Here is a 25,957-nt window from a genome sequence, read left to right on the forward strand (position 1 = left end):
TTGGGGAGGAGGCGAGATGACTGCGCAGGCCCTGATGGGGGCGGAGGCGAACGACGCCGGGCGGGAGCGGTTGCGGCGGTGGCGGCTTGTGCTCGGGGGTGACGCGGCGGACGGTACGGGGTGTGCGCTCGGTGGGCGGGACGCCGCCATGGACGGGGCGCTGAGCTCGCTCTACGGAAAAGGGGACAAGTCGCAGACAGGTAAGGAGCGTTCAGCGGGACTGGGCGCGTCCGCGCCGTCCGTCGCGCGCTGGCTCGGAGACATCCGGAAGTACTTCCCGTCGTCCGTCGTCCAGGTCATGCAGCGCGACGCCATCGACCGGCTCGGGCTGTCCGCGCTGTTGCTGGAGCCGGAGATGCTGGAAGCCGTGGAGGCCGACGTGCATCTTGTCGGCACGCTGCTGTCGCTGAACAAGGCGATGCCGGAGACGACGAAGGAGACGGCACGGGCCGTCGTGCGCAAGGTCGTCGAGGACCTGGAGAAGCGGCTGGCCACGCGTACGCGGGCCACCCTCAGCGGGGCGCTCGACCGCAGCGCGCGCATCAGCCGGCCGCGCCACCACGACATCGACTGGAACCGCACGATCGCGGCCAACCTCAAGCATTACCTGCCCGAGTACGGAACGGTCGTCCCGGAGCGGCTGATCGGTTACGGGCGGGCGTCCCAGTCAGTCAAGAAGGAGGTCATCCTCTGTATCGATCAGTCGGGATCCATGGCGGCTTCGGTGGTGTACGCGTCGGTGTTCGGGGCGGTGCTCGCCTCCATGCGGACGATCAACACGCGACTCGTGGTGTTCGACACCGCGGTCGTCGACCTGACCGACCAGCTTGACGATCCGGTGGACGTGCTCTTCGGCACGCAACTCGGAGGCGGTACGGACATCAACCGGGCGCTGGCGTACTGCCAGTCGCAGATCACGCGGCCCGCGGAGACGGTGGTCGTGCTGATCAGCGATCTTTACGAAGGAGGGATCCGGAACGAGATGCTGAAGCGGGTGGCGGCGATGAAGGGGGCGGGGGTGCAGTTCGTGACGCTGCTCGCGCTCTCCGACGAGGGGGCGCCCGCCTACGACCGGGAACACGCGTCGGCGCTGGCGGCGCTCGGGGCGCCGGCCTTCGCCTGTACGCCGGATCTCTTTCCGGACGTGATGGCGGCGGCGATCGAGAAGCGTCCGTTGCCGATACCGGAAACGGTCTGACGGGTACCGGACACCTGTGACGACCGCAGGTGGAACCGGTGCGGAACGGGTGAGGCGGTTCCGAAAAGGGATATGACTACCCATCGGTAACGCGGGGCTTGCGCAACCTCGGGAGTCACATGCAAGGATCGACGCCTCATCAGCGGTGCGGTGCCTCCGCTTGCCCTTGCCGCGAAGTCGTCGACGCGTAGCCGTCGACGGGTGATTCGTTCCGTCGCACGGGAGGACCCTCCCCCTCTTGATCTGGTCAGCCGCGCTGTCCGGCGCCGTCCCGCGCGTGGTGCGCGGGGCGGCGCGGCGGCGTACGCCGCGTCTGATCCTGCTGACGGGTGGGCTGTTCGTGCTGGGGATGCTGTACGGGGGGCGGGCGGACGCGGTTGAACGAGCGCCGGGCGCGGGGGTTTCGGCGCGGGTGGTCGCGCCGGTGGCTGCGGCGCCCGGAGGGCGGGCCGGTGCCGAGGAACGGTCGGACGGTTCGCGGGACGGGTTGGTCGGCTCGGTCGGCCGGGACTCTGTCCGGCCTGTGGTCGAGGGTGTGGCGTTCCCTCGGCTGGAGAGCTACGGGTACTCCGTGGGCGAGCGGGTGGTGCGGCCGTTCGGGGGTGCCGTGCAGACGGTGACTGGCCGGATGGCTGGTGCTGGTGAGGCTGGAGCTGTGGGTGGTACTCGGGCTGGGGCCTCCGGGTTGGCCGGGGCTGGGGTGCCGGTGGCGTCCGGGGTGCCTTTGCGGCTGGGGGCGGCGTCACGATCCGGGGCAGATCATCCGCCTGCGCGCCCGCAGGGGGCTCACCTTCCGGACGTGCTTGAGCTTCCTGGTGTCCCCAACCTCTCCGGCGTGGTGGCGGATGTGCCTGAGGTGGCGGATGTGTCTGGGGCATCGGGAGCATGGGGTGTTCCTGGCGTGGTTCCTGGGTCAGGCGTGGCTGATGGGTCAGGCGCGGTTGGCGTGTCCGGCGCGGATGGTGTGGCTGACCTGTCTCGTCTGTCGGGGCCGGGGCCGGGGCCGGGGCTTCGTGGAGTTTCCGTTCTTCCGGGCCTTTTTTCGCCCCCTGGCCTCCTGGACTCGCAGAGTGTCCCCGACGCGGCGGCTTGGCCCCCCGGTGGAGGCGAGGGCTCGACTGCCGATGGCGTGGGTTCGAAGGAGCGGCGGGCTCCCGGGGGCGGGGCGCGGCACACGCCCGTGCGTGCGGGGTCGGCCGGTGGTGGTCCCGGGGTGCTGGACGGTCGGACCTCGGCGGACAGCGGTGCGCCAAGGCATGGTGACGCGCACGCGACGGCCTTGAGCCGACGGACGGCGTTGTGGCCCGTGCCGGGCGTGGTGGCGCGTCTCGAGGCGGGCGGGACGCGGGATCGGCAGCGGGACATCCTCGTTCTCCCCGGTTAGCCGCCGGGCATGGGCCTCTCAGGGGGGCGTGGCGGAACGCTCCTCGCGTGGGACTGCCGCCGGGCCGCTCAGGCGGGACACGTCGGAGTGGCGGACGGTGGCATGTCCCCGTTCCTTCAGGGCATCCGAGGGCCCGTCGGGACTGCGCCCGCCGTGCTCGCCCCGCAAGGCGCCAGGAGCGCATCCAGAACACGCACGCCCCCGGCGTGCGACATGACCCCGCGGGCACCTGGCGCGGGCGGCCGAAACCGTCGGCTCGCCCGAACGGAAGGTCTGCGGACGGGGTCCGGCGGTCCCCATTGGGGTGGGGATCGCCGGGCCGAAGTCCCCGAGAAGGACCGTCGGGTCCACCATCGGGGCAGCTCAAGGGGCCTCACCGGGTCAACCCCAGCCCGGTGAGGCCCTGGGCCGGCTCCAGGTTCCGTCAGCCACCAGCCGACCCCAGGCAGCCGGCAGCCGTCACCGGCAGCCGTCACCGTCAGCCGTCAGTCGCCAGCCGACCGCAGGCAGCCCGCCCGCAGTCCCCGCGGCCGAGCCCACCCGCACCGGCACCCCCCAACGGCCCGCACCCCCAAACAGCCCGCACCCCGCCCATCGGCCGGCAGCTCCCCCACACCCCAGCTCCCGCACCCGGCTCCCCGCCCCAGCACCCAGCTCCCCGCCCCGCACCCCCGCGGCACCCCGTGCCGGCGAATCCGACATCGTGTGACAGGTATCACCGCTCACATGTGACCCGCGATTTAGAGGCCCCACGCAAGCAGAGATAACCTGCGAGACGGACATGCCGCGCGCTCGGACACCGTGTGCGCATCCCCTGTGACAGAGCGGTCGTCACGTTGCCCTTCGCGGCACGCCCACGCATCCAACGAACCGCGAGATCACTGATAGGGACGGAAGCGCGTGGACCTGTTCGAGTACCAGGCGAGGGACCTCTTCGCCAAGCACGATGTACCGGTGCTGGCCGGTGAAGTCATCGACACGCCTGAGGCGGCGCGCGAGATCACCGAGCGGCTCGGCGGCAAGTCCGTCGTCAAGGCGCAGGTGAAGGTCGGTGGCCGTGGCAAGGCGGGTGGCGTGAAGCTGGCCGCGACCCCGGACGAGGCCGTCGCTCGCGCGACGGACATTCTCGGCATGGACATCAAGGGCCACACGGTCCACAAGGTGATGATCGCCGAGACCGCTCCGGAGATCCTCGAGGAGTACTACGTCTCCTTCCTCCTCGACCGTGCCAACCGCACCTTCCTCTCCATCGCGTCCGTCGAGGGCGGCATGGAGATCGAGGAGGTGGCGGCCACCCGTCCGGAGGCCGTCGCCAAGATCGCGATCGACGCCATCGACGGTGTGGACGAGGCCAAGGCCCGCGAGATCGTCGCGGCCGCCAAGTTCCCGGCCGAGGTCGCCGACAAGGTCGTGAACGTCCTCGTCACGCTGTGGGACACCTTCATCAAGTCGGACGCCCTCCTCGTCGAGGTGAACCCGCTGGCCAAGGTCGCCTCCGGTGACGTCATCGCCCTCGACGGCAAGGTGTCGCTGGACGACAACGCCGAGTTCCGCCACGACTGGGACGAGCTCCACGACAAGGCCGCGGCCAACCCCCTCGAGGCCGCCGCCAAGGAGAAGAACCTCAACTACGTCAAGCTCGACGGTGAGGTCGGCATCATCGGCAACGGCGCGGGTCTCGTGATGAGCACCCTGGACGTCGTCGCGTACGCCGGTGAGAAGCACGGCAACGTCAAGCCGGCCAACTTCCTGGACATCGGCGGTGGCGCCTCCGCCCAGGTCATGGCCAACGGTCTGGAGATCATCCTCGGCGACCCGGACGTCAAGTCCGTCTTCGTCAACGTCTTCGGTGGCATCACCGCCTGTGACGAGGTCGCCAACGGCATCGTCCAGGCCCTGCAGCTTCTCGAGGACCGTGGCGAGCAGGTCACCAAGCCGCTCGTCGTCCGCCTCGACGGCAACAACGCCGAGCTGGGCCGGAAGATCCTCACCGACGCCAACCACCCGCTGGTCCAGCGCGTCGACACCATGGACGGGGCGGCCGACAAGGCCGCCGAACTGGCTCACGCCGCCAAGTAAGCACTCAGGACGAGGACAGAACACACCATGGCTATCTGGCTCAACAAGGACAGCAAGGTCATCGTCCAGGGCATGACCGGCGCCACCGGCATGAAGCACACCAAGCTCATGCTCGGCGACGGCACCCACGTCGTGGGCGGCGTGAACCCGCGCAAGGCGGGGCAGTCCGTGGACTTCGACGGCACCGAGGTACCCGTTTTCGGGACCGTCGAGGAGGCCATCGAGAAGACCGGCGCGAACGTCTCGGTCATCTTCGTGCCGGAGAAGTTCACCAAGGACGCGGTCGTCGAGGCGATCGACGCCGAGATCCCGCTGGCCGTCGTGATCACCGAGGGCATCGCCGTGCACGACTCGGCCGCCTTCTGGGCGTACGCGGGCAAGAAGGGCAACAAGACCCGCATCATCGGCCCGAACTGCCCCGGCATCATCACCCCGGGCCAGTCCAACGTCGGCATCATCCCGGGCGACATCACCAAGCCGGGCCGTATCGGCCTGGTCTCGAAGTCCGGCACGCTGACGTACCAGATGATGTACGAGCTCCGTGACATCGGCTTCTCCACCGCCGTCGGCATCGGTGGCGACCCGATCATCGGCACCACGCACATCGACGCGCTGGCCGCCTTCCAGGACGACCCGGACACCGACCTGATCGTCATGATCGGTGAGATCGGTGGCGACGCCGAGGAGCGGGCCGCGGCCTTCATCAAGGAGAACGTGACCAAGCCGGTCGTCGGCTACGTCGCGGGCTTCACCGCCCCCGAGGGCAAGACCATGGGCCACGCGGGTGCCATCGTCTCCGGTTCGTCGGGCACCGCCCAGGCGAAGAAGGAGGCCCTGGAGGCCGCGGGCGTCAAGGTCGGCAAGACCCCGACCGAGACCGCGAAGCTGGCCCGCGAGATCCTCGCCGGCTGACTCGCCGTCCAGCAGGAACACGGCGCGCGGAGCAGTGCACCGCGGCGCGCAGCAGTAGGGCCCGCACCCGGCCGTCCGGCCGTGGGAGCGGGCCCTTCCGCATGCGCTCACCTGTTCATCTCGCCTCCGGGATCAGCCGCTCCGGCCCGCTCGCCGACGCCTGCCGCAGCTTCTGACGAAGCTCCAGCTGCGCGTACGACAGCGGACCCGGCGCCGCCCGCGGGGGCACGCCCCGCACGGTCTCACCAGGGGCCACCGGTGGCTCGTACTGCGTCGGAGCCGTCCGCAGGGTCAGGGCCGTCGCGCCGATCAGGGTGACCGTGAAGGCGATGGCGGCCCGGGTCCAGAACTGCGCCCGGCGCTCCCCGCCGGTGCGGACCGCCAGGGGCCGGGCCGCGCGCAGCCGCTCCGTGGCGGCCAGTTCGCCGAGCCGCCGCTGCAGGTGGGCGGGGTCGGCGAGGTCGGGCAGCCGGGAGGCGACGGCCTGGCGCGCGTAGAGCAGACGGTTGGCCGTCGCCGGAGTGGTCGCCTCCGTCTCCGCCGCGGTCTCCGGCAGGTCGAGGCCGACACCGTCGTAGAGGAGAAGGGTGCGGCGGTAGGGCGGTGGGAGTTGCAGGATGACGTTCATGAGGGTGCGGTCGCGCACGTCGGCAGACGGTGGCTCCGGCCGGCGGTGGCGGCGGCGGTAGCGGTGCCACGGGGAGAGCGCGTACTCGTACGCCGCTGCCCGCACCCAGCCCGCCGGGTCCCGGTCGACGGCCACCTCGGGCCAGCGCTGCCAGGCGAGTTGGAAGGCCCGCTCGACCGACTCGCGCGCCAGTTCGCGCCGCCCGGTGAGCACGTACGCCTGCCGGACGAGGCCCGGCGCGCAGAACGCGTAGAGCGCGTCGAAAGCCTGAGCGGGTGTCAGGGGTTCAGCGGCCGGTTCGGGTCTGGGTGGGGGGTGGGGATCCGGGTCGGTGTCGGCGAGGGGCAGGCGCTCGGTGTCGGCCGTGGGTCCGGCGCTTCGTACGGCGGTGGCGGCGGCCGCGGTGGTGACGGCGGCGGTCGTGGCGGCCGGCCGGGCGTCCTGGCGTACCTGCTGTGCCGGCTCGTCCTCGAGGGAGGCGAGCAGGTGCGCGTACGCCTCCGCCTGCCTGCCGTCGGGCGTCGTGCGACCGGTCTCCCACGCACGCACCGTCGACTTGGAGACGCCCGCCCGGGCCGCCAGCTGAGCCTGCGTCAGGGAGGCGGCCTCCCTGAGGCGTCGGCGCTCCTCGGGCGGGGGAAGCGGAGTTGCAGGGCTTTGTGTCACAGTTCGCCCTTTCGTACGAAAAAACACATAAGCACATATTGAGCGACACATCGGAGGTTCGCCTGTTACGCCGGGAAAGCGCGTGTCGTTGGGAGCATGGCCGACGTGACCCTGATGACCGACCGCCGAACTCCGCCGACTCCCCGGCTCTCCCGGATGCGCCGCCGGTCGCCCGGCCTCGCCGCCTGTCTCTTCAGCGGTGTGGTGGCGGCCGGGCTGGGACTGGGCTCGTTCGCCGTGCTGGTGATGGCGCTGTGGATCAGCTCGCCCTATCCCGACAGCGGGCCGGGCGGCGCGCTGCACGTGGCGGCGGCGCTCTGGCTGCTGGCGCACGGCGCGGAACTCGTCCGCACCGACACCCTGAGCGGTGTCCCCGCCCCCATGGGGCTCACCCCCATGCTGCTGCTCGCCCTGCCGGTGTGGCTGGTGCACCGGGCGGCCCGCGACGCGGTGGACGGGGCCTTCGCGGGGGACGGGCCGGCCCCTTTGGTCGCCGGGCGCACGGCATGGGCCGGAGTGGTGCTGGGCTATCTCGCCGTCGGTGCCGCCGCGTCGGCGTACGCGGCGGGGGGAGTGCTGCGCCCGGACTGGGAAGGGACCGCGGTGTGCGTGCCGCTCGTGACCATGGGCGCGGCGGGGGCGGGGGTGTGGACGGCGTACGGGCAGCCGCGTCGGCCGGTGGCCCGCCTGCTGCGACTGCTGGGGCCGCTGCGCCGGCCCCTGCTCGGTGCGCGGAACCGGGAGCGGCTCGCCGCGGCGGCGCGGGCGGCGACGGCCGGGGCCGCGGTGCTGGTCGGGGGCGGCGCCCTGCTGGTCGCGGTGTCACTGGTGTGGCACGGCCCGGCCGCCCGGGTGGCCTTCGCGCAGCTGACGGAGGGGTGGTCCGGGCGGTTCGCGGTACTGCTGCTGTGCCTCGCGCTGGTGCCGAACGCGGCGGTGTGGGGCGCGTCCTACGCCCTCGGGCCCGGGTTCGCGCTGGGCGCCGGGCACATGGCGGGGCCGCTCGCCTCCGGTCCGGTGCCTCTGCTGCCGCAGTTCCCGCTGCTCGCGGCGGTACCGGGTGCGGGCGCCATGACGCCGCTGCACTGGGCGGCGGCCGCGGTGCCGGTGGCGGCCGGGGTGACGGTCGGATGGTTCACGGGACGGGCGGCCGTGTGGGCCGGGACCGTGGGAGAGACCGGCGCCGGGCCATGGTCGCCTGGGCGGACGGTGGGGTGTGCCGGCATGGCGGCGGTGCTGTGCGGGGCCTGGTCGGCGTTGCTGGCGGGGCTGGCCGGCGGGCCGCTGGGGGTGGAGGCGCTCACCCGTTTCGGGCCGGTGTGGTGGCAGGTGGGCCTCGCGGCCCTGGCGTGGGTGGCCATCGTCGCCGCGCCGGTCGCGCTGGTGGTGCGGTGGTGGTGGTACCGGAGCAGGTCGGGCACGGAACCGGTGGCGACGTCGGCCACGAGGGGCGGGAAGCCGCTCATGGCGGGCGGGCCGCCGGCGGCGAAAGGGAAAAAGGACCCGGTCGCGCGGGCGGCACAGGACGCGAGGACGACGGCCGGCAGGGAACCGGGCGACACCGAGCCCGAACTGCTCCAGTTCCCCGCGTCGCGCGCGCCGTCCCCCGACCTTGGAGTCCCGGCCCCGGAATCCGCCGCCTCGGAAGCCCGGGCCCCGGAGACCTCCGCCGTCACGGAAGACCCGCACGACACCGGCACGACGGACGATGCGGAGGGAGACGGGGCGGAGAACCAGCACGACCAGGACGACCAGGACGACGACCAGGACGACACGGTCCTGGACGACGCGCCCGGCGCCTACGACACATACGACCCGGACGACACCTACGAGGCGTACGAACCCTTCCCCTTCAGTCCCCCGTCCCCCTGGCCCCATGACGACGCCGCCCGCGAGGCCCGCTGGGCGGCGTTGCGTGAGGTCTCCGCGAAGACGGAGGCACGGGAGCCGGCCGCTGCGCCTGAAGCCCTCGTCCCGACGGAAGCCCTCGTCCCGACCGAAGCCCGCCTTCCCGCCGGAACCCCCCACCTTCGGAAGGCCCCTGAGACCGAGGCACCCGTCGACCTCGCGAAGCCGCACTCCAAGAGGCGCTCCAAGAGTCCCGACGACCCGTCCGACCCGGGAACCGCCTAGGCGTTGGCCCCCAGCACATTGCGCAACTGCTCCGGCAGCAGCGTGCTGCACGCCTGCCGTGCCTCGTTCGTGAGGGCGTCGCTGGTGCATGTGTAGTAGTCGCGGTACACGAGCTGGGCCGTGAAGGCCGCGCCGACGAGCGCGATCGCCAGCGACGCCGTGACCAGACCGCTCACCGCCGCCGCGGTCTGCGGGCGGGCCGGCGGCGTGGTGGTGGCCGGGGCGTCCGGCGACGGCGTGCGCGGCTTGGTGCGCAGGGCGCTGATGCCCCAGTACAGCGCCAGCGCACCCAGCAGCAGCGCCACGTACGTCCAGCTGAACAGTGCGAAGAAGAAGGCCCACATGCCTCCGAGCAGCGCGTAGCGCGCCCGGCGCTGTGCGGGGTCCGTGGGGTCCCAGCGCATGCCCGGGGTCGGGCCGCCGGACCCCTCGGGGTTGCCGCCGGGCCGGTCGCCGAAGCCTCCGCCGGAGGAGCGGCCGGGCTGCCGGTCGCTCCACTGGCTGCCCCAGGCCGGACGCCTGCCGTTCCCTCGCGCGCCGTCCGGGCCCGAGGAGTCGCCGTTGTCGCCCGACGGCCGCCGAGGCTGCCAGGGCTGGTCGGGGGCGCCCTCCGGCGGCGGCGCGAACGGGTTGTCGTCCTGACCCGTACCGCCCTGCCGACCGCCGCCGGCGTCACCCGACGTCGCGTCGGGCGACGAGTTGGAGCGCTCCCGCAGCAGCACGCCGGCGCGCTCCCCTCGCTGCGCCGACTGCTGGGGGAGCGTGAGGAGTCGCGGGCTGCGGTCCGACATCAAGTGAGCGTCTTCCCTTTGTGAAAGCAACTGGAGTCAACTGGAAACAACTGGAAACAACAACTGGAAAACTCGGTACGGCTGGGTACAGCTGAGAACAACGGGCAACGAGTGGATCCGCTGGAACCGGACTCGACTGGATCCGGCTGTGGATCTGACCGGATCGTGACGGGAACCGCCCTCCCATGAACGCGTCGCACACCTCCCGCGTTCCCGAGACCGCCCTCCCAGACGCTACCTCCCGGCCACGCCCCCGTCCCGTGGGGGCCGTCCGGTGTGCCGGTATCGTTGCTGACGGTCGACCGCTTCGTAGGCTTCCCCGTATCCGGGGGGCCGAAGCATTCGTACGACCATACAAACGCTCCCCCCGAGAAAGGGCTCCACCGTGGCCGCCAAGCCCGTGGCCAGCAGCGCCAGGCGCATCGTCGTCCTGGTCTCCGGATCCGGCACCAATCTGCAGGCGCTGCTGGATGCGATCGCGACGGAGGGCGCCGAGGTGTACGGGGCCGAGATCGTGGCCGTCGGGGCCGACCGCGACGGCATCGAGGGCCTGGCGCGCGCCGAGCGGGCCGGGCTGCCCACGTTCGTGTGCCGGGTCAAGGACTTCGCCACCCGTGAGGCATGGGACGCCGCCCTCACCGACGCCGTCGCCGCGTACGAGCCCGATCTCGTCGTCTCCGCCGGGTTCATGAAGATCGTGGGCAAGGCGTTCCTGGCCCGGTACGGCGGGCGCTTCGTCAACACCCATCCCGCCCTGCTCCCCAGTTTTCCCGGCGCCCACGGCGTCCGTGACGCACTCGCGTACGGGGCCAAGGTCACCGGCTGCACCGTCCACTTCGTCGACGACGGCGTCGACACCGGGCCGATCATCGCTCAGGGAGTGGTGGAGGTCCGGGACGAGGACGACGAGAGCGCGTTGCACGAGCGCATCAAGGAAGTCGAGCGAAGGCTGCTCGTCGAGGTCGTGGGGCGGCTCGCCCGCCACGGCCATCGCATTGAGGGACGAAAGGTAGTTATCCAGTGACCGCCGAGAGCAACAAGCGGCCCCTTCGCCGGGCGCTCGTCAGCGTCTACGACAAGACGGGCCTCGAAGACCTCGCGCGCGGCCTGCACGAGGCGGGTGTCGCCCTCGTCTCCACCGGGTCCACCGCCGCCCGCATCGCCGCCGCCGGCGTCCCCGTCACCAAGGTCGAGGAGCTCACCGGATTCCCCGAGTGCCTGGACGGCCGGGTCAAGACGCTGCACCCGAGGGTGCACGCGGGCATCCTGGCCGACCTGCGCCTGGAGGACCACCGGCGGCAGCTCGAGGAGCTCGGTGTCGAGCCGTTCGACCTGGTCGTGGTCAACCTCTACCCGTTCCGTGAGACCGTCGCCTCCGGCGCGAGCCCCGACGAGTGCGTCGAGCAGATCGACATCGGCGGCCCCTCCATGGTGCGCGCGGCCGCCAAGAACCACCCGTCCGTGGCCGTCGTCACCAGCCCCGCCCGCTACGGCGACGTCCTGGCCGCGGTGAAGGACGGCGGCTTCGACCTCGCCGCCCGCAAGCGGCTCGCCGCGGAGGCGTTCCAGCACACGGCGGCGTACGACGTGGCGGTGGCCTCCTGGTTCGCGAGCGAGTACGCGCCGGTCGACGAGTCGCGGTTCCCGGACTTCCTCGGGGCCACCTGGGAGCGCAAGAACACCCTGCGCTACGGCGAGAACCCCCACCAGCCCGCCGCGCTCTACGTGGACGGCACGGGCGGCGGCCTGGCCGAGGCGGAGCAGCTGCACGGCAAGGAGATGTCGTACAACAACTACACGGACACGGACGCCGCCCGCCGTGCCGCGTACGACCACGACGAGCCGTGCGTCGCGATCATCAAGCACGCCAACCCGTGCGGCATCGCGATCGGCGCCGACGTCGCCGAGGCGCACCGCAAGGCGCACGCCTGCGACCCGCTGTCGGCCTTCGGCGGCGTGATCGCCGTCAACCGGCCGGTCAGCAAGGAGATGGCGGAGCAGGTCGCCGAGATCTTCACCGAGGTCATCGTCGCGCCTGGCTACGAGGACGGCGCGCTCGAAGCCCTCGCCAAGAAGAAGAACATCCGCGTGCTGCGCAGCCCCGAGGGCCCCGGCAGCCCCGTCGAGATCAAGCCCGTCGACGGCGGCGCCCTCCTCCAGGTCACCGACCGGCTCCAGGCCGACGGCGACGACCCGGCCGGCTGGACCCTCGCGACCGGTGAGGCACTCACCGCCGGGGAACTCGCCGAGCTGGCCTTCGCCTGGCGTGCGTGCCGGGCGGTCAAGTCCAACGCGATCCTGCTGGCCAAGGACGGCGCCTCGGTCGGCGTCGGCATGGGGCAGGTCAACCGGGTCGACTCCGCGAAGCTGGCGGTCGAGCGGGCCGGTGTCGAGCGGGCGCGGGGTTCCTACGCGGCCTCCGACGCCTTCTTCCCGTTCCCCGACGGGCTGGAGATCCTCACGGAGGCGGGCGTCAAGGCCGTGGTGCAGCCGGGCGGTTCGGTCCGCGACGAGCAGGTCGTCGAGGCCGCGCGGAAGGCGGGCGTGACGATGTACTTCACGGGAACGCGCCACTTCTTCCACTGAGCGGCACTGGTCGGGGTTCCCGTGCCGAGGCACGGGTGACGCACCGGGCCGTGTCTCCCTGCACATGGGGTGAGACACGGCCCCTCGGGTTCTGCCGGGCATCGTGCGGTCGCGAAGGGATCAGTAACGCGGACGGGCGAACCAGGCCGTGCCGCTGGGGACGACCGGCGCGGCAGTGATGACAGCGCCGAACGCGACCCACAGCAGCGGGAAGATCGTGGCCGAGGCCATTCCGGAGTCCAGACCGACGAAGAGGCCGATCAGGCCGAGGATGGTGCCCAGCGCGCCGTAGACCACCGTGGTGATGCGGATACCCTGACCGCCCTTGCCGAACTTGACGCCCAGCGTGATCGACAGCGCGGCCAGGGACAGTGCGACCAGGGCCACGAACACCAGCAGGCCCGCCGCCATGTCGCCGCCCTCGCCGAACGTGAACGGGCTGTCGGAGGTCGTGGACAGTTCGTCCGCGGTGTCGGTGATGTCGTTGACGAAGGCAGCGACATACAGCCAGATGATGCCCCCCAGGATCTGTACCGCCGAGATGATGAAAAGGAACACCCGGGCAGTGACCAGCAGGCCCGGCATGGACTGCGGCGCCATCATGTTGGACCCGGGGTAGCCGGGGTAGCCGGCGGGTGGGGCCTGCGGGTAGCCGTGACCGGGGGCGGGCTGCTGGGGGTAGCCGTAGCCCGGCTGCTGACCCTGCGGCGCGCCGTAGGGGTTGTTCGGGTCGCCGAAACTCATGGCGGTCTTTCCTCCGTTGCCTGGTGTGCGGGGACGACGCGCGGCGGATACGGAGGAAGGTTGCTACAGATGCGGTGCGTCCCCCCGGTACTGCCCGCGACACTGTGCTCACAATCGTTCTTCAGCCGTGGGCCGGTTGTCCAGCCGCATTCCCTATGTGTTGTGCAAGTGCAACATCGTCGATCATGGGCGGATACGCCGGGACCGGGGCTCTCGCCGCCCCTCACGACCCGGATTGGAACAGGGGGGCGGTCATCCGGGAGGATGGGGCCATGACCGCCCAGATTCTCGATGGCAAGGCCACCGCAGCCGAGATCAAGTCCGATCTGACCGCCCGCGTGGCGGCGCTGAGGGAGAAGGGCGTCACGCCCGGCCTCGGCACGATCCTGGTCGGGGACGACCCCGGCAGCCAGAAGTACGTCGCGGGCAAGCACCGTGACTGCGCGCAGGTCGGTATCGCCTCCATCCAGCGTGAGCTGCCGGCCACGGCGACGCAGGAGGAGATCGAGGCGGTCGTACGGGAACTCAACGAGGACCCGGCGTGCACCGGTTACATCGTGCAGCTGCCGCTTCCCAAGGGCATCGACGAGAACCGCGTCCTCGAACTCATGGACCCGGACAAGGACGCGGACGGGCTGCACCCCATGAACCTGGGCCGGCTGGTCCTGAACGAGCCCGCGCCGCTGCCCTGCACCCCCAACGGCGTGCTGACCCTGCTGCGCCGCCACGGCGTGGAGATCAAGGGCGCGGAGGTCGTGGTCGTCGGCCGCGGTGTGACGATCGGCCGGCCGATGCCGCTGCTGCTCACCCGGCGCAGCGAGAACGCGACGGTGACGCAGTGCCACACCGGCACGCGTGACCTCTCCGCCCACCTGAGGCGCGCCGACATCATCGTCGCCGCCGCCGGGTCCGCCCACCTCGTCCGGCCCGAGGACGTCAAGCCGGGGGCGGCCGTCCTCGACGTCGGCGTCTCGCGCAGCGCCGAGGGCAAGATCGTCGGGGATGTCCACCCGGGCGTCGCGGAGGTCGCCGGCTGGATCTCCCCGAACCCCGGCGGTGTCGGTCCCATGACCCGGGCCCAGCTGCTCGTCAACGTGGTCGAGGCGGCGGAACGCAGTGTCGCCTGAGTCGCCCGAGGAAACCGGGACCACCGAGCGGCAGGGGACCGCGGCACCGGGCGGTGATGCCGCGGTGGACGACGCCAGGTCGGCCACCGGCGTGCCGCACAGCGGTGTGTCGCTCGACGACGGATCGCCGAACGGCGTGTCCCGCAACGGCTTCGCGCCGCTCGGTGACCGCTCGCCGAACGGCGTGTCCCGCAACGGTTCCGCGCCGGACGCGGGCGGCGCGGACGAGGCCGTCCAGGACGCCGAGCTCGCCGTGCGGGACGCGATCAGTGTCGTGGACGAGGAGGGGACGCCCCGACGGGCCACCCGCCGCTTCCCCCTGTTCACCAAGGACACCGCGCGGCCCGAGGGCGGCGGCCGGGCGGCGGGCGGTGACGCGCCCGCGCCGGCGCGGCAGTGGCCGATGCTCGCCGTGCTGGGCCTCGTCGGTCTCGGCCTGCTGCTGACGGCGTTCGACGCGTTCCGGATCGGCACCCTGCTGGTCGGCGTCGCGCTGGTCGGCGGTGCCGTGATGCGCTGGGTGCTGCCGGGCGTCGGCATGCTCGCGGTGCGTTCGCGCTTCACGGACATCGCCACCTACGGCGTCCTCGGCCTGACGATCGTCCTGCTGGCGCTGATGGCCCAGCCGAACCCCTTGCTGGAAGTCCCGTTCCTCAAGGACACCCTGCACTTCACCGTGCGCAGTTAGCCGCGCCGGACCACCCGTCAGGAACGGCGGCCCATCCCCTCCCCCGAGGCGGGACGGGCCGCCGCCGCAACCAAACTCCCGCACGACGAAGGGCCTGTTCAACGGCTGTCCGTGCGCTGTGGCACGGAAGTGACCGTTCCGCTACGGTTTCCGGGCTCCGCGACGGCCAAGGCCGGTGGTGTCTGGGTGCGTCGGCCACCCCTGAGGCGTCGGAGGTCTCCGGTGTGTGCCCGTTGTGTCGATGTATTGACAGGTTCGGGAAGCCGGTTCAAGGCGCCGCACATCGGGGCTAATCTGCCCGATCGGGGATGGTCCGGGACGTCCCGCGCGTGCCGCGGCACACTCGGGGGGAAGCAGGGGGAAGCGATGCCTCGTTGGAAAGCCCTGCCGGAGGAACTCGATCCGCAGATCAGGGAGTTCGCCGAACAGCTGAGGCGGCTCGTGGACCGCGGCGGCATGAGCGTGTCCGTACTGTCCGACCGCACCGGATACAGCAGGACGTCCTGGGAGCGCTATCTCAACGGCCGACTGCTCGCCCCCAAGGGCGCGGTGGTCGCGCTGGCCGAGGTCACCGGCACCGACCCGGTCCATCTGACCACGATGTGGGAGCTCGCCGAACGCGCCTGGAGCCGCTCGGAGATGCGTCACGACATGACCATGGAGGCGCTCCGGATCGCGCAGGCGCGCGCGGCGCTCGGCGAGTTCGGCGCGCCCCCGGGCGCCGCCGGGGGCAGGAGGTTCCGCGGGGGCGCCGGTGCGACGGCCGCTCCGGGCGTCGCGGGCCCGGGGGGCGTCCCACCGACGGTGCCGGCCCAGCCGACGGCGGCCGACGCGGACGCCCGTGACGCCGGTTCCCGGCCGGACGCCAACTCGTGGGGGGTCGTCGGACACAGGGGAACGGCCCGTGCGGGCGGCCGCGGAGGCGCCGGTACGGGGACTGCCCCGGCGTCGGCCGGACGGGCACTCGCCGCGGGCGCTCCGGCACCGGCCCCGCCGGGCGGCCCCGGCGGCGGTGCGGGCAGGCGGCGGCTCGCGATGTTCCTCGCGGGCGCCGCCGTCGTGGTCGTCGCCGCCGGTGCCGTCCACTACGTCGGCAAAGACGACGACGGCAGGAAGAAGACCACGGGCGCGTCCCCGGCCCTGTCCCCGTCCGCCAGCACCGATGCCGACCTACCGCCGGGAGTGAAGTGCGCCGGCGACAGTTGCACCGGCAAGGATGCCGAGGCCATGGGGTGCGGCGGCGACCTCGTCACCACCGTCCGGTCGGCGACCGTCGGCGCCACCGTCGTCGAGGTCCGCTACAGCGAGGTCTGCGGTGCGGTGTGGGGCCGTGTCACCCAGGCCGTGCGGGGCGACGAGGTCCAGGTGAGCGTGGGCGACAGGAGACTCAACGGCTCCATCACGGATCTCGGCGACACCCTCGCGTACACCCCGATGATCGCGGTGAGGGACGCCGACGAGGCCACCGCGTGCGCGAGACTCGCGTCGGGGGAGCGGGGCTGCACGCAGTAGGACGACCGGCGGGACGCCACGACGCTGGGGTGCCTCGAAGCTTGGGGCGCGACGAAGCGGGGGCGCCTCGCAGCTCGGGACGCGACGAAGCGTGGGCCCTCGCAGCCGGGAAGCATCGCAGCCGGGGAGCCTCGAAGCAGGAAAAGCCACGGAGCGGAGGCGCGACAGGGCAGGGAAGGGCCGCGAGGCGAGGAGGGGTCGCCTAGCGAGGGGGGCCGCGAGGCGGGGATGGGCCACGAGGTGAGGAAGTGCCACGAAGCGGGGCCTCGACGCAGGGCCTCGATGCGGGGGCTCCTCGAAAGGGCCCGCGGAAAAAGAACGCCGCCCTTACGCATGCGATCCCCGATCCCGGGCACGCGCACAGTACCCCCACGGGAGTCCGGCAACGGAACCCCCACCGGCGGCCGCCCCGTCTCTTCTCTCCCGGACGGGCGGCCGCCGTCTTTTCCGAGCGTCACCCGGGTCTTTCGGGGGCTCTGTGGGCCGGGCCACACCGACCCGGACGCCCGGGGTGCCGGAGGCGCGATAGCCTGACCGCTGGATCGATCTCTTGATGCCAAGAGATCGATCAAAAAGCCGGGGCAGGGACGCCCCACCGCCAGCTGTCATACGGAGAACGCCATGACCCGCACTCCCGTGAACGTCACCGTCACCGGCGCGGCCGGCCAGATCGGTTACGCCCTGCTCTTCCGCATCGCCTCCGGCCAGCTGCTCGGCGCGGACGTGCCGGTCAAGCTCCGCCTTCTCGAGATCACCCCGGCGCTCAAGGCCGCCGAGGGCACCGCGATGGAGCTGGACGACTGCGCGTTCCCGCTCCTCCAGGGCATCGAGATCAGCGACGACCCGAACGTGGCGTTCGACGGCGCCAACGTCGCCCTCCTCGTGGGCGCCCGCCCGCGCACCAAGGGCATGGAGCGCGGTGACCTCCTGGAGGCCAACGGCGGCATCTTCAAGCCGCAGGGCCAGGCCATCAACGCGCACGCCGCCGACGACATCAGGGTCCTGGTCGTGGGTAACCCGGCCAACACCAACGCCCTGATCGCGCAGGCCGCCGCCCCGGACGTACCGGCGGAGCGCTTCACCGCGATGACCCGCCTGGACCACAACCGCGCGCTGACCCAGCTGGCGAAGAAGACGGGCACGCCGGTCTCCGAGATCAAGAAGCTGACGATCTGGGGCAACCACTCCGCCACCCAGTACCCCGACATCTTCCACGCCACGGTCGCCGGCAAGAACGCCGCCGAGGTCGTGAACGACGAGAAGTGGCTGGCCGAGGACTTCATCCCGACCGTCGCCAAGCGCGGTGCCGCCATCATCGAGGCGCGCGGCGCCTCCTCGGCCGCGTCCGCCGCCAACGCCGCCATCGACCACGTCCACACCTGGGTCAACGGCACGCCCGAGGGCGACTGGGTCTCCATGGGCATCCCGTCGGACGGCTCCTACGGCGTCCCCGAGGGCCTGATCTCCTCGTTCCCGGTCACCGTCAAGGACGGCAAGTACGAGATCGTCCAGGGCCTGGACATCAACGAGTTCTCGCGCGCCCGCATCGACGCCTCCGTCAAGGAGCTGGCGGAGGAGCGCGAGGCGGTCCGCGGCCTCGGCCTCATCTGACCTGCGGCGACACAGCCGTACGACCCCCGGTCCGCCGCCACGGACCGGGGGTCGTCGTACTCGCGCTGCGCCCGGCGGCGTCGCCGACGAGGCTCAGAAGGTGCTCAACTCCCTGGCCCGGCAAGCGGATCAGCGGCGAGGATGGCCAGATGTTCGGACGGAGCAAGCACCCGGAAGCCGAGATCCTCTTCGTGCGCGACGCCGATGCCGCGGTGGCGGCACTGCGCCGCGCCCTGGCCGAGGCGGGGCCGGAGGAACGGCCGGGCCTGGAGCGGGCCGTCGCACTGGCGGAGCAGGTCGCCGCGGCCACCGACGACGAGGCAAGGGCCCGTTGGGTGCGCGAGCGGCTGGACGCCGTCGGGTACGAGGGGCCGACCGACTCGGTCGCGGCGATCAAGCACCTGCGCGAGGCGGCCCCCGGCCTCAGCCTCCTGAGCGCCGCGCAGCTGGCCAAGTCCGCTTCGGCGAAGGACGCGTAGGTGCTGTCGGCCGGGTCACGCGTGCTTCGGTGAGGGACGCGTAGGTGCCGTCGGCTGGGTCACGCCTGCTTCGGCGAAGGACGCGTAGGCGCCGTCGGCCGGGTCAGGCGGTCCGGCCGAGCCGCTTCTCGAACCAGTGGCCGGCGTAGACGTGCTCGGCGTACGCCGGGATCTCGGTGTAGCCGGCCGCCCGGTACATCGTCCGCGCCTCCGTGAGCACGGAGTGCGTGTCCAGCCGTACCGTGCCGAAGCCGCGCTCGGCCGCCTCGCGCTCCAGTTCCGCCAGGATGCGGCGGGCGAGCCCCAGGCGCCGCGCGTCCCGGTGCACCCACACGTGCTTGATCTCGCCCGCATCGGGCGTCAGCCGCCGCAGCCCGCCGCAGCCGACCGGGCGGCCGTCCTCGTACGCCACGAGGAAGGCCCCCGAGTCGCCGGACACCTCTTCCGGGCCCACGAGGTCGGTGGCGTCGAAGCCCTCGGGGAACCGTTCGTCCAGTTCCGCGGCATAGGCGGCGAGGGTGGCGCGGGCGTCCGGGGACGCGCCGTCGACGCGTTCGACGGTGATGGCGGCCAGCCGCAGCAGCCGTTCCGTGCTCGTCATCGCCTCCGCGAGCCGGGCGCGCTGGGCCGGGGTGAGGCCGTCGAGCATGCCGTGGACCAGGGAGTCGGCCCGGCGGTTCTGTTCCTCGACCTCGACGCGGCCGGCCGGGGTGAGCTCGATCATGCGCAGCCGGTTGTCGCCGGTGTGGACGCTCAGCCGGACCATGCCCTGCGCCTGGAGCGCCTTCGCCATCCGGCTCAGATAACCGGCGTCCAGGCCGAGCCGGGCGCGCAGTTCACGCAGCGGAACGCCGTCGCCGATCTCGAAGAGCAGACGGGCCTCGCCCAGGGGGCGGTTCTGGCCGAGGTAGTGGTCGTCGAGGGCGCCGATGCGGCGGGTGAAGTAGCGGTTGAAGCGGCGGAAAGCCGCGACCTGCTCCGAGACTGCCTCCATTTCTTTGACTTTAGTCAAAGGATTGCGGCAGGTCCATGGGATCGGTGTATTGATTTCTTGCTCTATGTCCGGATTGTCAGTGAGGCGGCACACTTTCGGCGATCGATTGCGCATGCCTGAAAGGGGTACGGGCAGGCGCTCACACACTCCTGAACAGGAACGGAAGGCAAGACCGAGCATGTCGGACAGAGCGGAGAGCCAGGTGCCCCAGGCGCGCGACACGATCCACGTGGCAGGACAGTGGCGACCCGCCACGTCCGGCGCCACGCGCGAGATCCTCGACCCCGTGGACGCCCTGCCGTTCGCCGTGGTCGCCGAAGGGGACGAGAAGGACGCGGACCTGGCCGTCGCGGCGGCCCGCGACGCCTTCGACGGTGGGCAGGGCGAGTGGCCCCGCACCCCCGTCGCCGAGCGCGCCGCCGTGCTGCGCCGCGTCGCGGACCTGCTGCTCCGCGACCGCGAGGAACTCGGCCTGCTGGAGAGCCGGGACGCCGGCAAGACCCTCGAGGAGGGCCGGGTCGACATCGACTGCGTGGCCGACGCCTTCCGCTACTTCGCCGACCTCGTGGCCGGTGAGGGTGCCGGCCGGGTCGTCGACGCGGGCTCGCCCGACATCCACAGCGTCGTCGTGCACGAACCGGTCGGCGTCTGCGCGCTGATCACGCCCTGGAACTACCCGCTGCTGCAGGCCAGTTGGAAGATCGCGCCCGCGCTCGCGGCCGGCGACACCTTCGTGGTCAAGCCGAGCGAGGTCACGCCGATGACGACCGTCGCCCTGATCGACCTGCTGACCGAGGCCGGGCTGCCCGCCGGGGTCGCGAACATCGTCACCGGCCCCGGTCACACCGTCGGCGCCCGCCTCGCCGAGCACCCCGACGTCGACCTGGTCTCCTTCACCGGCGGACTGGTCAGCGGCACGAAGGTCGCCGCGGCCGCCGCGCCCACCGTCAAGAAGGTCGCCCTCGAACTCGGCGGCAAGAACCCCAACGTCGTCTTCGCCGACGCCTGCGCCACCGACGAGGACTTCGACACCGCCGTCGATCAGGCCCTCAACGCCGCGTTCATCCACAGCGGCCAGGTCTGCTCCGCCGGCGCGCGCCTGATCATCGAGGAGTCGGTCAGGGAGCGCTTCGTCGCCGAACTCGCCCGGCGCGCCGCGAAGATCCGCCTCGGCCGCGGCACCGGCTCCGGCGTCGAGTGCGGCCCCCTCGTCTCCGAGCAGCAGCGCGCCAAGGTGGAGTCGTACGTCGCCTCCGCGCTGGCGGAGGGAGCGGTGCTGCGCAGCGGCGGCAAGCGTCCGGAGCCCGGCGAATCCCGGCCCGCGAACGGCTACTTCTACGAGCCGACGGTGCTCGACCAGTGCCACCGCGAGATGAAGGTCGTCCGCGAGGAGGTCTTCGGACCCGTCCTGACGGTGGAGACCTTCCGCACGGAGGAGGAGGCCGTCGCGCTCGCCAACGACACCGAGTACGGGCTCGCGGGCGCCGTCTGGACCGCCGACGCGGGGCGGGCCCGCCGGGTCGCGGGGCGGCTGCGGCACGGCACGGTCTGGATCAACGACTTCCACCCCTACCTCCCGCAGGCGGAGTGGGGAGGCTTCGGCAAGAGCGGCGTCGGCCGTGAACTCGGACCCGCCGGGCTCGCCGAGTACCGCGAGAGCAAGCACGTCTACCAGAACCTCGCGCCGAAGCCGGTGCGCTGGTTCGCGGGCTGAGCCCCGCACCCGTCACCACCGGTTCGCGGGCCCGGCCCGCTCCCGTCCCCACCCCCCACCGGAAAACCGGAGTCCGACCCCATGCCCGAGAACACCCATATCTACGACTACGTCGTCATAGGCGGCGGGACGGCCGGCTCCGTCATCGCCTCCCGCCTCACCGAGAACCCCGACGTCACCGTCGCCGTCATCGAGGGCGGCCCGAGCGACGTCGGCCGCGAGGACGTCCTCACCCTGCGCTGCTGGATGGGCCTGCTCGGCGGCGAACTCGACTACGACTACCCCACCACCGAGCAGCCACGCGGCAACTCCCACATCCGGCACAGCCGCGCCCGCGTGCTGGGCGGCTGCTCCTCCCACAACACCCTCATCGCCTTCAAACCGCTGCCCTCCGACTGGGACGAGTGGGAGGCGGCCGGCGCCGAGGGCTGGGGCGCCGTGCAGATGGAGGCGTACTACGCCCGGCTCAAGAACAACGTCGTCCCGGTCGACGAGAAGGACCGCAACGCCATCGCCCGCGACTTCGTCGACGCAGCCGAGGCCGCTCTGGGGGTGCCCCGTGTCGAGGGCTTCAACAGGAAGCCGTTCACCGAGGGCGCCGGCTTCTTCGACCTCGCCTACCACCCCGAGGACAACAAGCGCTCCTCCGCCTCCGTGGCGTACCTCCACCCGGTCATGGACGAGCGGCCCAACCTGACGATCCTGCTGGAGACCTGGGCGTACCGGCTGGAGCTGGACGGCACCCGCGCCGAGGGCGTCCACGTCCGCACCAAGGACGGCGAGGAGATCCTCGTACGCGCCCGCGACGAGGTCGTGCTGTGCGCGGGCGCCGTCGACTCGCCCCGGCTGCTGCTGCACTCCGGTATCGGCCCGAAGGCCGACCTGGAGGCGCTCGGCATACCCGTGGCGCTCGACCTGCCGGGCGTCGGCGAGAACCTCCTCGACCACCCCGAGTCGGTGATCGTCTGGGAGACCGACGGGCCGATCCCGGAGAACTCCGCGATGGACTCCGACGCGGGCCTGTTCGTGCGCCGCGACCCCGAACACGCGGGCCCCGACCTGATGTTCCACTTCTACCAGATCCCCTTCACGGACAACCCGGAGCGCCTGGGCTACGAACGCCCGCCGCACGGCGTCTCGATGACCCCGAACATCCCCAAGCCGAAGAGCCGGGGGCGGCTGTACCTGAAGAGCGCCGACCCCGCCGAGAAGCCCGCGCTCGACTTCCGCTACTTCACCGACGAGGACGACTACGACGGCCGCACCCTCGTCGACGGCATCCGTATCGCCCGCGAGATCGCGAGGACCGAGCCGCTGGCGGGCTGGCTGAAGCGCGAGGTGTGCCCCGGCCCGGACGTCACGAGCGACGAGGCGCTCGGCGAGTACGCCCGCAAGGTCGCGCACACCGTGTACCACCCGGCCGGCACCTGCCGGATGGGCGCCGCCACCGACGAACTGGCCGTGGTGGATCCGGAGTTGCGGGTCAGGGGGCTGGAGGGCATCCGGATCGCGGACGCGTCCGTGTTCCCGACGATGACCGCCGTGAACCCGATGATCGGAGTGCTGATGGTCGGCGAACGGGCCGTGGAACTGATCGGAGGGAGTGCGTGATGACCCACGCCACTGTGAACGAGGCCGCCGTCGGCACCACCGGGGCGGACGCCCCCGTGTTCTCGGTGGACGGGCTGTGGAAGGTCTTCGGCGCGAAGGCCGAACGAGTGCCCGCCGACCCCGAACTGACCGCCCTGCCCGCCGACGAGCTGCGGGCCCGCACCGGCTGCACGGCCGCCGTCCGCGACGTCTCCTTCGACGTGCGCAGGGGCGAGGTCTTCGTCGTCATGGGCCTGTCCGGCTCCGGCAAGTCCACCCTGGTGCGCTGTCTGACCCGGCTGATCGAGCCCACGGCCGGGACCATCGCCATCGACGGCGAGGACGTCCGCGCCATGGACAAGGCCCGGCTGCGCGCACTGCGCCGGCACCGCGCCGCGATGGTCTTCCAGCACTTCGGGCTGCTCCCGCACCGCACCGTCCTCGACAACGTCGCCTACGGCCTGGAGATCCAGGGCATGGGCAGGGCGGAGCGGTGCGAGAAGGCCGCGGAGGTCGTCGCCAAGGTGGGCCTCGCCGGAATGGAGCAGCGCAGACCCGCGCAGCTCTCGGGCGGCCAGCAGCAGCGGGTCGGCCTCGCGCGTGCGCTGGCCGTCGACCCGGAGGTGCTGCTCTTCGACGAGCCGTTCAGCGCTCTCGACCCGCTGATCCGGCGGGAGATGCAGGAGGAGGTCGTCCGGCTGCATCGCGAGGAGGGCCGCACCATGGTCTTCATCACCCATGACCTCAACGAGGCGCTCAAGCTCGGTGACCGGATCGCCCTGATGCGCGACGGCCGGATCGTCCAGCTCGGCACCCCCGAGGAGATCGTCGGCTCGCCCGCCGACGACTACGTCCGCGAGTTCGTCCGCGACGTGCCCCGCGAACAGGTCATGACCGTCCGCACCGCCATGCGGCCCGCGTCCGCGCAGGAGGCGGGGGCCGGACCGGCGGTGGCCCCGACGGCGACGGTGTCCGAGGCCATCGAGGCGGTCGCGCGCAGCGGCGGACCGGTCCGCGTGGTGGACCGGGGCCGCTGCCTCGGGGTCGTCGACCACGAGCGGCTGCTGGGCGTCGTGGCGGGCACGGAGCCCCGTACGGTTCCGGGACCCGGTGCGGAGCCCGAGGCGGTCTCGGGACCCGGTGCGGAGCCCCGTACGGCCTCGGGACCCGGCAAGGGGGTGGCTTGATGGCCACGGTCACCGCTTCGCCTCCCCGTGCCGTACCCGCCCTGCTGAAGAACCGCGTCGTCGTCAAACTCGCCCTGCTGGCACTGGCCGCCGCGATCCTCGTGCCGCCGGCGGCCGCCCGCTGGGCGAGCGGGAGCTGGCCCGACGCACTCACCGTCGATCTGACCGGGCCGCTGACCGGCGCCAGTGACTGGATCATCGACAACCGGGACAGCCACCCCCTGTTCCTCTACTTCTTCGGCCACGTCAGCAACGCGGTCGTCCTGTCCGTGCGCGCCGTCTACCTCGGCCTGCTCGCCATCGGCTGGGTGGGCGTCGGCGCGCTCGGCGCCTTCCTGGCCTGGCGCGTCGCCGGGGTGCGGCTCGCGCTCGGAACGGCCGCCGCGTTCCTGGCCTGCGGCCTGCTCGGCATGTGGGTGCCGACCATGCAGACGCTGGCCCTGATGGTCGTCGCGGTGCTGGCGTCGGTCGTCGTCGGCGCCCTGCTCGGCCTGGCCGCCGGACTGTCCGACCGCATGGACCGCGCCCTGCGCCCGCTGCTGGACACCATGCAGGTGCTCCCGGCGTTCGCCTATCTGCTCCCCGTCGTCCTGGTCTTCGGCATCGGCGTCCCCGCCGCCGTCCTGGCCACCGTCGTCTACGCCGCCCCGCCCATGGCCCGCCTCACCGCCCTCGGCCTGCGCGGCGCCGACAAGGGCGTGCTGGAGGCGGTCGAGTCGCTCGGCGCCACCGCGCGCCAGCGCCTGCTGACCGCCCGCATCCCACTGGCCCGCAAGGAACTCCTGCTCGGCCTCAACCAGACGATCATGATGGCCCTGTCCATGGCCGTCATCGCCTCCGTGATCGGCGCCGGCGGTCTCGGCGACCGCGTCTACCAGGCGCTGGCCTCGGTCGACGTCGGCGCGGCCCTCGCCGCGGGCATCCCGATCGTGCTCCTGGCCGTCGTGCTGGACCGCGTCACCGCGGCCGCGGGCAGCGGCACCGGCGAACGCCCACGCGGCGGATGGCCCTACGTCCTGGCCGCCGCCGTGGCCGCCGCGGTCGCCGCCCGCCTGCTGGGCCGTGCCGACTGGCCCGAGGCCTGGACCCTGGACATCGCCGAGCCGGTCAACCGCGCCGTCGACTGGATGACCGCCCATCTGTACTCGGGTGTCCCGGTCGTCGGCGGCACCGCCGACTGGGCCGGCCGCTTCACGACCTGGGTGCTGGACCCGCTGCGCGACGGCCTGCAATGGCTGCCGTGGTGGTCCGTGCTGCTCGTCGTGGCCGCCCTGGCCTGGCTGATCGGCACCTGGCGCACCGCGCTGACCGCCGTCCTCGCCATGGCGGCGATCGGCGTGCTCGGCGTCTGGGAGCCGTCGCTCGACACCCTCTCCCAGGTCCTCGCCGCCGTCGCCGTCACCCTCGTCCTGGGCTTCGCGACCGGTGTCGCGGCCGCCCGCAGCGCACGCTTCGAGCGTGCCCTGCGCCCGGTCCTCGACGTCTGCCAGACGATGCCGCAGTTCGTGTACCTGATCCCCGTCGTCGCGCTGTTCGGTGTCGGCCGCGCCCCGGCGGTGGCCGCGGCCGTCGTCTACGCGCTGCCCGCCGTCGTGCGCATCACCGCCCAGGGCCTGCGGCAGGTCGACCCCGCCGCGCTGGAGTCGGCCCGCTCGCTCGGCGCGACCGGCGGACAGCAGCTCCGCCAGGTCCAGCTCCCGCTCGCCCGCCCGGCCCTGCTGCTCGCGGTCAACCAGGGTGTCGTGCTCGTCCTCGCCGTCGTCATCATCGGCGGCCTGGTCGGCGGCGGAGCACTCGGCTACGACGTCGTCCTCGGCCTCGCGCAGGGCGACCTCGCGACCGGTCTGGTGGCCGGCGGCGCGATCGTCTGCCTCGGACTGATGCTCGACCGGGTGACACAGCCGACGGAACGCCGTGCGAGGAAGGGAGCCTGA

General features: G+C 72.2%; 19 protein-coding genes. 15 read left to right on the top strand and 4 right to left on the bottom strand.

From position 1 onward, the window contains the following. The first annotated feature begins 16 nt into the window (after positions 1-16). The 3 genes from ACWCPM_RS12890 to sucD all read left to right on the top strand — a co-directional run bounded on the left by ACWCPM_RS12890 (position 17) and on the right by sucD (position 5,573). Entirely contained in the window at positions 17-1,198 is a 1,182-nt protein-coding gene (locus ACWCPM_RS12890; protein WP_450976173.1) for a vWA domain-containing protein, read from the top strand. Between the two features lie 2,284 nt (positions 1,199-3,482). Further along, positions 3,483-4,661, top strand: a complete 1,179-nt coding sequence (sucC, locus tag ACWCPM_RS12895) for an ADP-forming succinate--CoA ligase subunit beta (protein ID WP_450976174.1) — start codon at positions 3,483-3,485, stop codon at positions 4,659-4,661. Positions 4,662-4,688: 27 nt separating this feature from the next. Next, positions 4,689-5,573, top strand: coding sequence for a succinate--CoA ligase subunit alpha (gene sucD, locus ACWCPM_RS12900; protein ID WP_450976175.1), 885 nt, complete (start codon positions 4,689-4,691; stop codon positions 5,571-5,573). 115 nt (positions 5,574-5,688) lie between these two features. Here the strand turns inward: sucD and ACWCPM_RS12905 are convergent, their stop codons facing one another. Continuing rightward, complete coding sequence (locus ACWCPM_RS12905) at positions 5,689-6,867, bottom strand: helix-turn-helix domain-containing protein (protein WP_450976176.1); 1,179 nt, start codon at positions 6,865-6,867, stop codon at positions 5,689-5,691. Positions 6,868-6,963: 96 nt separating this feature from the next. Between ACWCPM_RS12905 and ACWCPM_RS12910 the strand changes: the two genes are divergently transcribed. Continuing rightward, a complete protein-coding gene (locus ACWCPM_RS12910) occupies positions 6,964-9,000 on the top strand; it encodes a cell division protein PerM (RefSeq protein WP_450976177.1) in 2,037 nt (678 codons plus the stop codon). Here the strand turns inward: ACWCPM_RS12910 and ACWCPM_RS12915 are convergent. Beyond that, on the bottom strand, positions 8,997-9,791 hold the full coding sequence (locus ACWCPM_RS12915; protein ID WP_450976178.1) for a hypothetical protein: 795 nt from the start codon (positions 9,789-9,791) through the stop codon (positions 8,997-8,999). The genes ACWCPM_RS12910 and ACWCPM_RS12915 overlap by 4 nt on opposite strands. A 385-nt stretch (positions 9,792-10,176) precedes the next feature. On the opposite strand from ACWCPM_RS12915, the gene purN reads away from it, so the two are divergent. Both purN and purH read left to right on the top strand, forming a co-directional pair. Next, on the top strand, positions 10,177-10,815 hold the full coding sequence (purN, locus tag ACWCPM_RS12920; RefSeq protein ID WP_450976179.1) for a phosphoribosylglycinamide formyltransferase: 639 nt from the start codon (positions 10,177-10,179) through the stop codon (positions 10,813-10,815). Then, positions 10,812-12,377 (top strand): bifunctional phosphoribosylaminoimidazolecarboxamide formyltransferase/IMP cyclohydrolase, encoded by a 1,566-nt coding sequence (gene purH, locus ACWCPM_RS12925; protein WP_450976180.1) that lies wholly within the window; start codon positions 10,812-10,814, stop codon positions 12,375-12,377. Before purN ends, purH begins: the two co-directional genes overlap by 4 nt. 120 nt (positions 12,378-12,497) lie before the next feature. Here purH and ACWCPM_RS12930 read toward each other — a convergent pair whose 3' ends face one another. Further along, the gene (locus tag ACWCPM_RS12930; protein WP_450976181.1) at positions 12,498-13,121 is read right to left on the bottom strand and encodes a hypothetical protein; all 624 of its coding nucleotides are present in this window, start codon (positions 13,119-13,121) and stop codon (positions 12,498-12,500) included. Positions 13,122-13,393: 272 nt separating this feature from the next. On the opposite strand from ACWCPM_RS12930, the gene ACWCPM_RS12935 reads away from it, so the two are divergent. The 5 genes from ACWCPM_RS12935 (at position 13,394) to ACWCPM_RS12955 (ending at position 18,538) form a co-directional block, all read left to right on the top strand. Next, positions 13,394-14,248, top strand: coding sequence for a bifunctional methylenetetrahydrofolate dehydrogenase/methenyltetrahydrofolate cyclohydrolase (locus ACWCPM_RS12935; RefSeq protein WP_450976182.1), 855 nt, complete (start codon positions 13,394-13,396; stop codon positions 14,246-14,248). Between the two features lie 184 nt (positions 14,249-14,432). Next, the gene (locus tag ACWCPM_RS12940; RefSeq protein WP_450976252.1) at positions 14,433-14,936 is read left to right on the top strand and encodes a DUF3017 domain-containing protein; all 504 of its coding nucleotides are present in this window, start codon (positions 14,433-14,435) and stop codon (positions 14,934-14,936) included. A gap of 366 nt (positions 14,937-15,302) precedes the next feature. Next, positions 15,303-16,448: a DUF2690 domain-containing protein gene (locus ACWCPM_RS12945; protein ID WP_450976183.1), complete on the top strand. Its 1,146-nt coding sequence runs from the start codon at positions 15,303-15,305 to the stop codon at positions 16,446-16,448. Positions 16,449-17,069: 621 nt separating this feature from the next. Next, the gene (locus ACWCPM_RS12950; protein WP_450976184.1) at positions 17,070-18,059 is read left to right on the top strand and encodes a malate dehydrogenase; all 990 of its coding nucleotides are present in this window, start codon (positions 17,070-17,072) and stop codon (positions 18,057-18,059) included. Between the two features lie 149 nt (positions 18,060-18,208). Continuing rightward, positions 18,209-18,538, top strand: coding sequence for a hypothetical protein (locus ACWCPM_RS12955; RefSeq protein ID WP_450976185.1), 330 nt, complete (start codon positions 18,209-18,211; stop codon positions 18,536-18,538). A 103-nt stretch (positions 18,539-18,641) separates the two neighbouring features. Here the strand turns inward: ACWCPM_RS12955 and ACWCPM_RS12960 are convergent, their stop codons facing one another. Beyond that, positions 18,642-19,532, bottom strand: a complete 891-nt coding sequence (locus ACWCPM_RS12960; protein WP_450976186.1) for a GNAT family N-acetyltransferase — start codon at positions 19,530-19,532, stop codon at positions 18,642-18,644. Between the two features lie 178 nt (positions 19,533-19,710). Between ACWCPM_RS12960 and ACWCPM_RS12965 the strand changes: the two genes are divergently transcribed. The 4 genes from ACWCPM_RS12965 (at position 19,711) to ACWCPM_RS12980 (ending at position 25,957) form a co-directional block, all read left to right on the top strand. Next, positions 19,711-21,246, top strand: a complete 1,536-nt coding sequence (locus ACWCPM_RS12965; RefSeq protein WP_450976187.1) for an aldehyde dehydrogenase family protein — start codon at positions 19,711-19,713, stop codon at positions 21,244-21,246. 81 nt (positions 21,247-21,327) lie between these two features. Next, positions 21,328-22,857 carry a GMC family oxidoreductase gene (locus ACWCPM_RS12970; protein WP_450976188.1) on the top strand — a complete coding sequence of 510 codons (1,530 nt, stop codon included), beginning with the start codon at positions 21,328-21,330 and terminating at the stop codon, positions 22,855-22,857. Continuing rightward, complete coding sequence (locus ACWCPM_RS12975) at positions 22,857-24,023, top strand: quaternary amine ABC transporter ATP-binding protein (protein ID WP_450976189.1); 1,167 nt, start codon at positions 22,857-22,859, stop codon at positions 24,021-24,023. Before ACWCPM_RS12970 ends, ACWCPM_RS12975 begins: the two co-directional genes overlap by 1 nt. After that, the gene (locus ACWCPM_RS12980) at positions 24,023-25,957 is read left to right on the top strand and encodes an ABC transporter permease (protein WP_450976190.1); all 1,935 of its coding nucleotides are present in this window, start codon (positions 24,023-24,025) and stop codon (positions 25,955-25,957) included. Before ACWCPM_RS12975 ends, ACWCPM_RS12980 begins: the two co-directional genes overlap by 1 nt.

It is taken from the genome of Streptomyces sp. NPDC002309, assembly GCF_053593375.1.